The following is a 12,922-nucleotide window of genomic DNA, read 5'->3' on the forward strand; positions in this document are numbered from 1 at the left end:
CGTGGGACTTTTCAGCGTATCCGTCGGGAACGGGAGAGGGCTCCCCCGAACGTGTGAACACCCGTGCGAAGCTGACGCGTGGGCGCCCCGGAGCGGCGCCGCCCGCTCAGCTGTCCCCGGAGCCCCCGCCGCCGCTGCTCCTTCTTCTGCGGTTCCGGTTCGCCCGGTCCTGGCGGACGTTCCGGTACACCGCGTCCGCGGTCCACTCCTCGTGCACCAGGTCGCGCATCGCCCAACGGTCCCGCAGGCCTCCCCGGGCCACCGCGCCCGTCAGACCGACCGCCGAGACCAGAGCGGCCAGGGTCCGGCTGCGCGGGTCCGGGAAACCGGCGGCCTCGGCGGCCGCGAAGCGGTCCCGGACGGCGAGCGACAGAGCCGGGTCCGCCGCCGGGTGGCGGTGGTACGGCAGCAGACCGAGGAGACGATGGGTCTCCCTGCGCAGGACCGAGCGGCGCACCAGGTGCTCCAGGCACAGCTCCTCGACGTACCGGCCGGTCTGCCGGATCCACCGCCGCGTGTCGGCGTCGCCCGCGAGCCCGCCCACGGCCGGGGCCGACAGGCTCCCCAGGACCTGGGCGAGCAACGGGTCCGGGGGAGCGAGCGGGCTGACCACCCGTATCCGGCCGAGGTGTTCGGTGACCCGGCCCTGGAGCTCCAGCTCCCGCAGGACCGCGCCGGCCGTCGCGTACTCCAGGAAGCGGTTGGGGCAGTACGGCTTGCCGCGCTGCGGGTCCAGCGCGAGCAGCAGCAGCTCCTCGGGGAGCGTGAGCTCCGGGGCGGGCGGCATCATGACGCGGGAACGATCCGCCCCGTGACCTCGCCGATTCCCACCCGGGTGCCGTCCGGGCCCGGAGCCCAGGCGGTCATCGTCACCGTGTCGCCGTCCTCCAGGAAGGTGCGCTTGCCGTCCGGGAGGTCCAGCGGGTCGCGGCCGTTCCAGGTCAGCTCCAGGAGAGAGCCGCGCTGGCCGGGCTCGGCGCCGCTGACCGTGCCGGAGCCGTACAGATCACCGGTGCGCAGCGACGCGCCGTTCACCGTCATCTGGGCCAGCATCTGGGCCGCCGTCCAGTACATCGTGGCGAACGGCGGCTCGGCGACCACCTCTCCGTTGATCGCGACGGAGATCCGCAGGTCGAGGCCGCCGGCCTCCTCCTCGCCGGCGTCCTCCAGATAGGGGAGCAGCGGGAAGTCACGCGCCGGGGGTGCGATGCGAGCCGACTCCAGGGCCTCCAGCGGTGTCACCCACGCCGATACGGAGGTGGCGAAGGACTTGCCGAGGAACGGGCCGAGCGGGACGTACTCCCAGGCCTGGATGTCCCGCGCCGACCAGTCGTTGAGCAGGCAGAGCCCGAAGACATGGTCGCGGAAGTCGCCGAGCGGGACCGGGCGGCCCTGCTCGGAGCCCACGCCGACGAGGAAGCCGACCTCGGCCTCGATGTCCAGCTTGACGGAGGGGCCGAAGACCGGGGCCGCGTCGGCCGGCGCCTTGCGCTGGCCGGACGGGCGCACCACGTCCGTCCCCGAGACGACGACGGTGCCGGACCGGCCGTGGTAGCCGATCGGGAGGTGCTTCCAGTTGGGCGTCAGCGCCTCGGCGTTCGGCCGGAAGATCTTTCCGACGTTGGTGGCGTGGTTCTCGCTCGCGTAGAAGTCGACGTAGTCCGCGACCGCGTACGGCAGATGGAGCGTCACGGAATCGACCGGGTGCAGCAGCGGTTCGATGTCCGCGCGGTGCGCCGGGACCGTCACCCACGCGGTCAGCGCCCGCCGGACGTCCCGCCACGCGGTGCGGCCCGCCGACAGCAGCGCGGTCAGGTCCGGCTGCGCGAGGAGCTGCGCGTAGGGCGAGCCGAGCGCGTGCGCCGCGGCTCCGGCGTCCAGTACGTGATTGCCGATGCGGACGCCGACCCGGCGGTCCTCGGGGTGGTCGGGGGTGGAGAACACTCCGTAGGGAAGGTTGTGCGGACCGAAGGGGTCGCCCTCGGCCAGATCGAGCGGGCTGCTCTGCTCGGGCATGTGTTGCTGCCTCGCTTTCCAGGTCGCTTGGGGGACACGTTACGTCGGTGCCACCCTCTCGCGGGAGTGTCCCAACTGCTCCTGATGCCCGGAAAGTTCCGCCGTGCCCCGGGTGCGCGGGGCACGGCGGTGGGTTCGGTTCAGCCCGCCGTGCGCGGGATCCGCTTCTCCCAGGTGCGGTGGAAGACGACCTCGCCGCCCTCCTTGCAGACCACCTCGTCGGAGGTGATGAAGTCGCTGTCGTCCGCACTGATCTCGGAGCGCGTCTCGACCCGTACGTCCCACGCCAGCTCCGGGCGGTGCAGCCGGATCGCCCAGTCGGAGCGGGTGCGTGCGGAGAGCGGGTCGTTCTCCTGGACCGTGTACGTCTCCAGGGCGTCCTCGGTGAACTCCAGGCCGTCCGGGTAGACCCGGGTGCCGCCGTAGCGCGGGTCGACCTCCAGCCGCCATTCGCCCTTGGCGACGTCGCGGACCACCAGCCGCTCCGGGCGCTGTTCGTCGAGCGTCGCCGGGTACACGACGCCGAGCGGCTCCGACTGCTCCGGCTCCTCGAACCGGATCGCGGGTTCCTCGGCGGACCGGCGCACCGGCAGTTCGACGAGGCTGCCGTCGGCGTCCAGGACGAAGCCCACCGACCCGGCCTGCGGCCAGATCCACGGCCAGTACGAGGAGGAGACCGCGAGCCTGATCCGGTGGCCGGGCGGGAAGGTGTGCCCGATGCCGTTCAGCTCGAAGGACACGTCCTCGGTGCCGCCCACCGGCCAGTCCTCCGCGCGGTCGCGGCCGTTGCGGGCGGAGAGGTTGAGTGCGCCCCGGGTGACCAGGGTGGAGGAGCCGTCCGGTGCGACGTCGCAGAGCCGGGCGACCGCCTGGCCGCGCGGCACGTCCATCCGGATCCGCAGCTTCACCCGGGGGCGGCCGAGGATCTCGATCGGGGCGTCCTCGACCGGGAACTCGAAGCAGACCGACTTGGCGTCCTCGTCGCGCTGGTCGGGCGGCAGGTCGGCGTCGTTGCCGAACGGGAAGAAGCGCCCGGCGTCCAGCCCCGTCTGCTGCGGCGAGTCGACGATCTGCGGGCCGCCCTGGAGGGCGTACGCGACCGGCGCGATGTCCGGGGACGGCCAGCTGTTCTCACCGACCCAGCGGCCCGGCAGCGTCTCGTACACCGTGGCGGGACGGTGCGACTCGCTGATCCAGGACCGCAGCAGCGGCTCGGCCATGACGCCGGTGTCCTTGTCCTTCAGGTGCTGGTCCCACCAGCGCAGCGTCTCCTGGAGGAAGCCGATCGACGGCCCCGGCGGCAGACCGCGGTCCGGGTACTGGTGCGACCAGGGCCCGATCAGCCCGCGGACCCGGTCCGGGTCGAGGTGCTCGACGAGCCGCAGGACGGTGTCGCGGTAGGGGTCGTGCCAGCCGCCCACCGCGAGGACGTTCGCCCGGATCGCGGAGTAGTCCTCGCAGACGCTGCCGTGCTTCCAGTAGTCGTCGCGGGTCTGGTGCGCCAGCCAGGTGTGGATGAACGGGTCGACGGCCTCCAGCCGCTTCAGCCACATGTCCTTCCAGCCGTCGCCGACCTGCGCCGGGTCCGGCGGCCGGGAGACGAAGGCCAGCATGGTGGCCGCCCAGGCGTGCATGTCGACGGCGAGGACCGAGCCGCCCATGTAGTGGACGTCGTTGTCGTAGCGGTCGTCGGTCGAGCAGACGGTGACGATCGCCTTCAGCGGCTCGGGGGCCAGCGCGGCGATCTGGAGCGAGTTGAAGCCGCCCCAGGAGATGCCGAACATGCCGACCCGGCCGGAGCACCACGGCTGCTGGGCCAGCCAGTGGATGACGGCGACGCCGTCGGCCAGCTCCGTCGCGTCGTACTCGTCACCCGGCAGGCCCTCGCTGTTGCCGTGCCCGCGCACATCCACCCGGACGGAGGCGTAGCCGTGGCCCGCGTACCAGGGGTGGCGCTGCCAGTCCCGCGGCGCCGTCCAGTCGCTCAGCCGGTAGGGCAGGTATTCGAGCAGCGCGGGCACCGGCTCGTCGGTGACGGGTCGCCAGATCCGGGCGTACAGCCGGGTGCCGTCCGGCAGCGGGATGCGGACGTCCTCATGGGTGGTGTCATACGGGAATGTGGTGCGGATGTGCATGGCGGTACCTCAGTGGACGGGGTGCATGGTGCGCTTGAGCCAGGGTGCGGCGGCGATGACGGCCACACCGGCCACCACCGCGATCGCGCCATTTACACCGAAGTAGGCGGGGTTGGAGACCTCGCCGTACAGCTTCACGACTTGGGCCTGGATGCCGTTGGCGAGCGCCAGCGAGAGGAACCAGAGCGCCATCGTCTGGCTGGCGAACGCCTTGGGGGCGAGCTTGGTGGTCGCGGACATGCCGGAGGTCTCCAGCAGGATGTCGCCGAGGCCGAGCAGCAGGTACGAGCCGACGATCCACCAGGCGGCCATCTTGTAGGTGTCGCCGGAGTGCCCGGAGGTCGGCAGCACCATCAGCAGGAAGGACAGCCCGCCGAGGATCACCCCGATCGCGATCTTGTTGGAGGCGTGCGGCTGGCGCGGACCCATCCGGGCCCAGACGGTGGCGACCACCGGGGCGAGCGCGACCTCGAAGGCGCCGAGCGCGGAGGCGTACCAGCTCGCCGGGAAATGGAAGCCGAAGATCTCGGTACGGGCGTTGGTCGACGCGAGCAGCATCATCGTCGAGTACGCCTGGAACAGGATGAAGTTGAAGACGACGGAGGCCAGGAACAGCACCACGTACGGGCGCAGCCTGCCGCGTTCCTCCGAGGTGACCCGGGGGCTGCGGAACATCACCACGAAGTAGACGACCGGTGCGATCACCGAGATCAGGGTGAGCAGGTCGACGAAGCGGTCCATGGTCAGCCAGCCCGCCAGGGCGAGCGCGGTGGCGACGGCGGCGACCACGACGGCACCGGCGACGATCAGCCGAATGGCGCGGCGCATGGGTGCTGGTGCCAGCGCGAATTCGGCGCTGTGCTTTCGCCCGGCCAGGTGACGCCGGCCCAGCACGTACTGGATCAGACCGAGGGTCATGCCGAAGGCGGCGGCCGAGAAGCCCCAGTGCCAGCTCGCGTGGTCCCCGAGCCAGCCGGTGACCAGCGGGCCGAGGAACGCCCCGATGTTGATGCCCATGTAATAGAGGGCGAAGCCGGCGTCGCGGCGCTCGTCGTCGGTGCGGTAGAGCTTGCCGACCATGGTCGCCACATTGGGCTTGAGCAGACCGGTTCCGGCGCTGATCAGGCCGAGACCGACCCAGGTCATGGTGTCGGTGGGCACCGCCATGGCGTAATGCCCGCAGGCGATGAGGATTCCGCCGTACAGGACGGCGCGGTACGAGCCGAGGATGCGGTCGGCCAGCCAGCCGCCGGCGACGGAGACGAGGTAGACGAGGGTGCCGTAGGCGGCCGAGACCGACGCAGCGGTGCCCGCCTCCATGCCCATGCCGCCGCGGGCGACCGTGTCCGCGAAGTAGAGGACCAGGATCGCCTGCATGCCCAGGAACGAGAAGCGTTCCCAGACCTCCAGGCCGGACAGGGTCATCAGCCCTCGTGGTTGGCCGAAAAAGGCATGGTCGTCTTCGGGCGGCGGCTGACTCGGTTCGGTGTCGGTGGCCGTGTGGGACAAAGGGAGAACTCCTGATCGTATGAGCTGATCCCGAACATACCGGCGGTGGCGGGAAGGCGCCCACGGTGATCCAAAGGGGACCGGATACGCTGACTTGAGTGATGACAGCGACACATCGACATTCCGTGTGATCGTCAGCAGACAGGAGATCCCCTCGTGACCGTCGTCGGGCCGTTCGGGCTGAGCGTGCGGGACCAGGCACTTGAGGCCGATGTCCAGGCCGGGTTGGTTGCTGTCGAGTCCGGGCTGCTCGATGCCACCAAGAGCGGCGTGCCCTTCATCACGGAGGCCGCGCAGCATCTCGTACGCGCCGGGGGCAAGCGTTTCCGGCCGCTGCTGGCCATGCTGGCCGCCCAGTTCGGCGACCCGGACGCGCCGGGCATCGTGCCCGCGGCCGTCGTCGTCGAGCTGACGCACCTCGCGACGCTCTACCACGACGACGTGATGGACGAGGCGGACGTGCGCCGCGGCGTGGACAGCGCCAACAGCCGCTGGGGCAACTCGGTGGCCGTGCTGACCGGCGACTTCCTCTTCGCCCGCGCCTCGCACATACTGGCCGACCTCGGACCGGAGGCCGTACGCATCCAGGCGGAGGCGTTCGAGCGGCTGGTCACCGGCCAGATCCTGGAGACCGCGGGGCCGGGCGACGGCCGTGACCCGATCGAGCACTACCTGGAAGTGATGCGCGGCAAGACCGGCTCGCTGATCGCGGTGGCCTGCCGGTTCGGCGCGATGATGGCCGGCGCGGACGAGTCGGCGGTCGACATCCTCACCCAGTACGGGGAGCGGCTCGGCGTCGCCTTCCAGCTCGCCGACGACGTACTCGACATCGCGTCCGACTCCCACGAGTCCGGGAAGACCCCGGGCACCGATCTGCGCGAGGGCATCCCGACGCTCCCCGTGCTCCACCTGCGGGCGCAGGCGGCGGCCGACGGGAAGCCGAACGACCTGGAGCTCGTCGAGCTGCTCGACGGCGACCTCAGCGACGACGCCCGGCACGCCGAGGCGCTGCGCAGGCTGCGCGCCCACCCGGCGCTGGAGCAGGCCAGACGGGACACCGTCCGGTACGCGGAGGAGGCGCGAGCGACGCTGACGCCGCTGCCCGAGGGCTATGCGAAGGCCGCGCTGCGGGAGCTGTGCGACGCGGTGGTGCACCGCGCGGGCTGAGAGGCTGTCGGGTGACCTCCGGACCGGGCGGCCACGCGACAGGCTCCGGGCCGCCGTCGTGGCGTCCCCTACTGGACGGGGGAGCAATCGCCGTCCGGTGTCATACCGAAGAGGTACGCGGAGTTGCTCCCGGGGGCTGACGCTTCCGCACCACCGGTTTGGTCAGATGGAGAACAACCACTCCTGACCAAACCGGGTGAGAATGGCGGCACGGAGTGGACGAGTGCAACCGGACGGAAGCCGCCGACCACGGAGGTAGGGCACACATGGCACCGAACGACAGCGCAGAGACCAACGGCGGGACCAGGGGCACCGCCGCCGGCCGCCGCAAGGCGGCGCGCTACATCGTCCCGGTCGCGGTGGCGGGAGTTGCGGCCGCGACGATCGGGCTGGTCCCGGCGCTCGCGAGCTCCGGCGACCCCGATCTGCCGAAGATCAGCGCACAGAAACTCATCGAGAAGATCGCCGCTTCGGACACCCAGCAGCTCTCCGGCACGGTGAAGATCAGCACGGACCTCGGCATCCCGTCGCTCGGCGGTCTGGCCGACTCCTTCGCCCCGGGCGGCGGGGGCGGCAAGGGCGGTTCGAGCGCCGATCCGCAGGAGCGGATGACGGAGCTGGCCTCCGGCACGCACACCCTCCGGGTGGCCGCCGACGGCCCCGACAAGCAGCGGCTGTCGATCCTGGACAACGCGTCCGAGTACAGCCTGATCCGCAACGGCGATCAGGTCTGGGCATTCGACAGCAAGTCCGACGAGGCCTACCACGCCACCGAGGACCGGGCCGGCCAGGACGCCGGGAAGAAGTCCGGGCACCCCGTTCCCGAGGGCGTGCCCACCACCCCGAAGGCACTTGCCGAGCAGGTGCTGAAGGCCGCCGGCCCCACCACGTCGGTGACGGTCGACGGCACCGCGCAGGTCGCCGGGCGCGACGCGTACAAGCTGGTCCTCAAGCCGAAGCAGAGCGGTTCCACGATCGGTTCGGTCACGATCGCGGTCGACGCGGAGAACGGCGTGCCGCTGAAGTTCACGCTGCTTCCGAGCGCCGGTGGCAAGGCCGTCGTCGACGCCGGATTCACCAAGGTCGACTTCTCGAAGCCGGACGCCTCCTCGTTCACGTTCACCCCGCCCAAGGGCACCGAGGTGACCGAGGCCGACGACGCGAAGGCGCAGCACGAGGCCGACAAGGGCCTCGACGGCCTGATCCCGGGTGCCGAGGGACTGGGCGCCGGGGGAGCGGACGCCAAGGACACCAAGGTCATCGGCAAGGGCTGGAGCGCCATCGCCGAGATCACGACCCCGGGCGGCACCGGGCTCCCCTCGAAGGCGTCGGGCGATGTCCCGGCCGAGGCCCAGCAGTTCCTGGACGCGTTGGGCGACAAGGTCTCCGGCAAGTTCGGCTCGGGCACGGTCTTCAAGACCCGCCTGGTCAATGCCCTGATGACGGACGACGGCAAGGTGTACGTCGGAGCGGTCACCAAGGACGCGCTGGTCCAGGCGGCGAACAACGCCTCCTGACGCCGGGGCGCGCCGCGCTTCCCGCACCGCTCACCCGCCCCGCCGTACGCTCCGTACGGCGGGGCGGTCCGCCCTGGGGCCCGTCGTCAAACGGCCGCCCTTCGGGCGACGACGGTAGTTCGACGACAGGCCCCAGCCCGTCCGGCGGACGGGCCCTGCCCGACCCATGGGGAGTACGCATGACAGAGTCCGGGACCGTCGTCGAACCGAGGGCGGTCAACGAGCCGGGAGCCGTGATCGAGACCCGGGGCCTCACCAAGCGGTACCGCGGCGGCCAGCTCGCCGTCGACGGCCTCGACCTCAGCGTCCCCGGCGGCAGCGTCTTCGGATTCCTCGGCCCCAACGGCTCGGGCAAGACCACCACCATCCGGATGCTGATGGGCCTGATCGACCCGACGTCCGGCACCGCGCGGCTCCTGGGCCATACCATGCCGGGCGCCGCCCGCACCGTGCTCCCGCAGGTCGGCGCGCTGATCGAGGGGCCCGCGCTGTACGGCTTCCTGAGCGGCCGGGACAATCTGCTGCGGTACGACTCCGCCGACCCGACCGCCGATCCGCGTACCCGCCGGTCCCGGGTGGGCCACGCCCTGGACCGGGTCGGGCTGGCCGCGGCGGCCGGGAAGAAGGCCGGGGCGTTCTCGCTCGGCATGAAGCAGCGCCTCGGCCTCGCCGCCGCCCTGCTCCAGCCGCGCCGCCTGCTCGTCCTCGACGAGCCGACCAACGGCCTGGACCCGCAGGGCATGCGGGAGATCCGTACCCTGGTCAGGGAACTGGCGGCGGACGGCACCACCGTCTTCCTCTCCTCGCACCTCCTCGACGAGATCGAGCAGGTCTGCACGCATGCCGCGGTGATGGCCAGGGGCCGGCTGATCACCCAGGGCCCGGTCGCGGAACTGGCGGCGGGCGCCCGCGGCCGGCTGGCCGTGACCACCCCCGACCCGGGCGACGCCGCCCGGGTCCTCAAGGAACTGGGCGTCACCGGGATCGCGGTCGACGGCGACCGGGTGAGCGCCGAGGCCCCGCCGGGCGACGTCGAACTCGCCGACCTCAGCGCGGCGCTGGTGCACGCCGGCGTACGCCTGAGGTCCTTCGGCGTCGAACGGGCCTCGCTGGAGGACGCCTTTGTCGCACTCACCGGAGAGGGTTTCGATGTCGCAGGCTGAAGCCGCAGTCGCCGGGGCGGGGAGGGCACCGAGCCCGCTGTGGACCTTCGGGATCCTCCGCTCCGAACTGACCACCATGCTCCGCCGCTGGCGCACCCTCGCGCTGCTCGGGGTGCTGGCCGCCGTGCCCGTGCTGATCGGCATCGCGGTGCGGATCGAGACGAACCACGGCTCATCGCCCGGACCGGGCGGCGGCGGGGGAGGCCCGGCGTTCCTCTCCCAGGTCACCAACAACGGCCTCTTCCTGGTCTTCGCCGCTCTCGCCGTGACGCTCCCGGTCTTCCTGCCGATGGCCGTCGGGGTCGTCGCGGGGGACTCGGTCGCGGGCGAGGCGAACGCGGGAACGCTGCGCTATCTGCTGGTCGCCCCCGCCGGACGGACCAGGCTGCTGCTGACGAAGTACGCCTCGGTGCTGGTGTTCTGCCTGGTCGCGACCCTGGTGGTGGCCCTCTCCGCGCTCGCCGTGGGCGCGCTGCTCTTCCCCGTCGGCGAGGTCACGACCATCTCGGGGACGCGGATCGGCTTCGGCGAAGGGCTGCTGCGGGCCGGGCTGATCGCGGTGGTGGTCGCGGCGTCGCTGATCGGGTTCGCGGCGATCGGCCTGTTCGCCTCGACCCTCACCAGCAGCGGCATCGCGGCCATGGCCGCCACCGTCGGGCTGCTGATCACCGTGCAGATCATGGACGGCATCCCGCAGTTGAGCGGGATGCATCCGTATCTCTTCCCGCACTACTGGATGTCGTACGCGGACCTGCTGCGTGACCCCGTCCACTGGGACGAAGTGGTCAAGAACCTGGGGCTTCAGGGCTTGTACGCGGCAGTGTTCGGCTCGGCGGCCTGGGCCCGTTTCACGGCGAAGGACATCACCGCCTGACGCACGGGGTGCAACACCCCACTCGCGCCGTCGGCCGGGCGAGCCGTCCCCCGATCGGCTCGTCGCGGCACGAACGGCACGAACGGTGCGAACTGCAGGAACGATACGACACGGCACGTTCCGTTTCCGCCTGGGTATTGTTCGATCTCTGGCGACATGCTGTCAACAAGGGGTGACTCGAACACGCTTATGCTCACCGAATGATCACATCGCCGAGTTCGCAGCGTCGCAGCGAGAGATCACGAAGGGCGACCCTGGAGGCCGCTCTCGAACTGTGCACGGAGAAGGGGTACGGCCGCGTCACCGTCGAGGCCATCGCGGCCAGAGCGGGTGTCAGCAAGAAGACGATCTACCGCTGGTGGCCGTCAAAGAGTGCGGTGATCCTGGAGGCCTTCACCGACGCGCTGGTCGGCACGACGCCGTTCGCCGACACCGGCGACATCGCCGCCGATCTGCGGGCCAATCTGATGGGCGCGGTGAAGCTCATCTCCACGCCGCCCTTCGGTCCCGCGTACGCCGGGATCCTCTCCGAGATGCACCACGACGACGCACTCGCGCGGACCGTCCGGGCGAAGCTGGTCGACCCCCGCTTCGATGAGGCGGTCGCCCGCCTGCGCAGGGCCCAGGAACAGGGGCAGATCCCGCCGGACGCCGATCTTCCGCTGGTCGTGGAGATGCTGTACGGCCCGATGTACTACCGCCACGTCCTGCGCAAACCGATACCGGACGAGGAGGAGATCGCGGCACTGGTCGCCCATGTGCTGCGGGCGATCGGGGTGCCGCCGGAGCCGTGAGGGCCGGGCGGGACGCACCGGGGCCGGGCCGACTGTCAGACGGGCGTGCGAGCATGCGGCGCATGGGAAACCTGTACGACTACTTCAGCGCACCGGACGACCCGACGGCCCTGGCGACCTTCGACCAGGGTGTCGAGGCGGCCGGTCTCCCCCTGCTCCAGGTCAAGGGCATCGACCCGTACGTGCAGTTGGGCCAGGCCGAGAACCTGCTCACCGGCACGCCGTACGACGACGTCACGTCGCTGCCGCGCTTCAACCGGCTGCTCAGCTCCCCCGAGGACGACTCCCGCTGGCTGGTCACGCTCACGGACGAGCTGCGCGACGCGCTCGCGGCCGCGAGGCCCGGCGGGTTCACGGCGGTGGCCGAGGCCTGGTCGCGCATCGAGGAGTTCGGAGGCGAATTCCCGCCCGGCGAGCTGGCCGGCTTCCTGAACGAGCTGGCGGACCTGGCCGAGGAGGCGCGGGCCCGCCCCGAGCCGCACCGGCTCTACTGCCTCATGTCGCTCTGACACCCCGCCGGTGCTTCATGTCGCTCTGACACCCCGTCGGCCGGTACGGACGACTCAGCCGAACACCCGCTCCAGCACCTCCGCGACGCCGTCGCCCTCGTTCGACGACGTCACCTCGTCCGCCGCGTCCCGCAGCTGCGGATGGGCGTTGGCCATGGCCACGCCGTACCCGGCCGTGCGGAACATCGGCAGGTCGTTGGGCATGTCCCCGAAGGCGATCGTGGAGTCGGCGGCCACGCCGAGGTATTCGGCGGCCAGCGCGAGCCCGGTCCCCTTGTCGACGCCGTACGGCTGGAGCTCGACCGTGCCGGGGCCGGAGAGCGTGACGGTGGCGAGATCGCCGACGGCATCACGGGCCGCCTCGGCCAGCGCGTCGTCCGTGAGCTCCGGGTGCCGGATGAGCACCTTGACGACCGGCGCGGACCACAACTCGTGGCGGTGCCGGGTACGTTGGGCGGGCAGCGTCGGATGGGGCATCGCATACCCCGGCTCGATCAGGGTCCGCCCCTCGGGCCCGTCCTGGTCCACGGCCGCGAAGACCGGCCCCACCTGGGCCTCGATCTTGCCGAGCGCGGTGTCGGCCGCCTCCCGGTCCAGGGTGAGCGCACGCACCAGCCGCCCTGACCCGGCGTCGTACAACTGGGTCCCCTGACCGCACACCGCCGGTCCCCGGTAGCCCAGTTCGGCGAGCAGTCCGCGTATCCCGGGCACGGGCCGCCCGGTGACCACGAGATGCCGGGCCCCGGCGCGGGCGGCCAGGGCGAGCGCGGCGCGGGTGCGAGGACTCACGGTGTCGTCGCGACGCAGCAGGGTGCCGTCCAGGTCGGTGGCGACGAGGGCATATGCGGGTGGGATGGGCATGGCACAAGACTAGGGTCTTTCGTTTGGGTCAGGCCGGAGCAGGGAGCAGGGAGCAGGGAGCAGGGAGCGGGGAGCGGGGTCCGGTGCCGTGCATCGCAAGGCGGAGCCGAGAGCTTGGGGAAGGAGCGTCGGGGACCGACGACAACGCGGCGAGGCGCGGTGCCGGGGCACGCGAGCCCGGCCTGACCCGAACGAGAGGCCCTAGGAGCGTCCGGTGCGTGGACGGGCGCGCGTTGACAGGCCCCCGCCGGGGTGCGTGTAATGAACCCGGTGTCGCGTGACGCCGGCCAAAGAGCAGTGGGCCGGCCGGTGCTCGGGCGAACACCCTTCACCGAGGGGCCCGTCATGAGTTCATACTCCGCGCCCTGTATCTGACG

The 12,922-nt window shown here is 71.4% G+C and carries 11 protein-coding genes; 6 read left to right on the top strand and 5 right to left on the bottom strand.

The genetic code is table 11. The annotated features are described in order from the left end of the window. Positions 1-106 precede the first annotated feature (106 nt). The 4 genes from ACFVX4_RS08520 to ACFVX4_RS08535 all read right to left on the bottom strand — a co-directional run bounded on the left by ACFVX4_RS08520 (position 107) and on the right by ACFVX4_RS08535 (position 5,660). A complete protein-coding gene (locus tag ACFVX4_RS08520) occupies positions 107-790 on the bottom strand; it encodes a GPP34 family phosphoprotein (RefSeq protein ID WP_389973348.1) in 684 nt (227 codons plus the stop codon). Continuing rightward, positions 787-2,016 carry a fumarylacetoacetase gene (gene fahA / locus ACFVX4_RS08525; protein WP_389973351.1) on the bottom strand — a complete coding sequence of 410 codons (1,230 nt, stop codon included), beginning with the start codon at positions 2,014-2,016 and terminating at the stop codon, positions 787-789. Before fahA ends, ACFVX4_RS08520 begins: the two co-directional genes overlap by 4 nt. A gap of 140 nt (positions 2,017-2,156) precedes the next feature. Next, on the bottom strand, positions 2,157-4,151 hold the full coding sequence (locus ACFVX4_RS08530; protein WP_389973354.1) for a CocE/NonD family hydrolase: 1,995 nt from the start codon (positions 4,149-4,151) through the stop codon (positions 2,157-2,159). Between the two features lie 9 nt (positions 4,152-4,160). Further along, positions 4,161-5,660: a peptide MFS transporter gene (locus ACFVX4_RS08535; protein WP_389973357.1), complete on the bottom strand. Its 1,500-nt coding sequence runs from the start codon at positions 5,658-5,660 to the stop codon at positions 4,161-4,163. Positions 5,661-5,816: 156 nt separating this feature from the next. Between ACFVX4_RS08535 and ACFVX4_RS08540 the strand changes: the two genes are divergently transcribed. The 6 genes from ACFVX4_RS08540 (at position 5,817) to ACFVX4_RS08565 (ending at position 11,684) form a co-directional block, all read left to right on the top strand. Beyond that, entirely contained in the window at positions 5,817-6,827 is a 1,011-nt protein-coding gene (locus tag ACFVX4_RS08540) for a polyprenyl synthetase family protein (RefSeq protein ID WP_389973360.1), read from the top strand. 266 nt (positions 6,828-7,093) lie between these two features. Beyond that, a complete protein-coding gene (locus ACFVX4_RS08545) occupies positions 7,094-8,344 on the top strand; it encodes an outer membrane lipoprotein carrier protein LolA (protein ID WP_389973363.1) in 1,251 nt (416 codons plus the stop codon). Between the two features lie 179 nt (positions 8,345-8,523). Further along, on the top strand, positions 8,524-9,507 hold the full coding sequence (locus ACFVX4_RS08550; RefSeq protein WP_389973366.1) for an ATP-binding cassette domain-containing protein: 984 nt from the start codon (positions 8,524-8,526) through the stop codon (positions 9,505-9,507). Further along, complete coding sequence (locus tag ACFVX4_RS08555; RefSeq protein ID WP_389973369.1) at positions 9,494-10,381, top strand: ABC transporter permease; 888 nt, start codon at positions 9,494-9,496, stop codon at positions 10,379-10,381. Before ACFVX4_RS08550 ends, ACFVX4_RS08555 begins: the two co-directional genes overlap by 14 nt. A 200-nt stretch (positions 10,382-10,581) precedes the next feature. Continuing rightward, positions 10,582-11,175, top strand: coding sequence for a TetR/AcrR family transcriptional regulator (locus ACFVX4_RS08560; protein ID WP_389973372.1), 594 nt, complete (start codon positions 10,582-10,584; stop codon positions 11,173-11,175). Between the two features lie 62 nt (positions 11,176-11,237). After that, on the top strand, positions 11,238-11,684 hold the full coding sequence (locus ACFVX4_RS08565) for a hypothetical protein (protein WP_389973375.1): 447 nt from the start codon (positions 11,238-11,240) through the stop codon (positions 11,682-11,684). Positions 11,685-11,738: 54 nt separating this feature from the next. Here ACFVX4_RS08565 and ACFVX4_RS08570 read toward each other — a convergent pair whose 3' ends face one another. After that, complete coding sequence (locus tag ACFVX4_RS08570) at positions 11,739-12,545, bottom strand: HAD family hydrolase (protein ID WP_389973378.1); 807 nt, start codon at positions 12,543-12,545, stop codon at positions 11,739-11,741. Positions 12,546-12,922: the final 377 nt, after the last annotated feature.

It is taken from the genome of Streptomyces sp. NPDC058240, from assembly GCF_042882135.1.
Classification (GTDB): domain Bacteria; phylum Actinomycetota; class Actinomycetes; order Streptomycetales; family Streptomycetaceae; genus Streptomyces.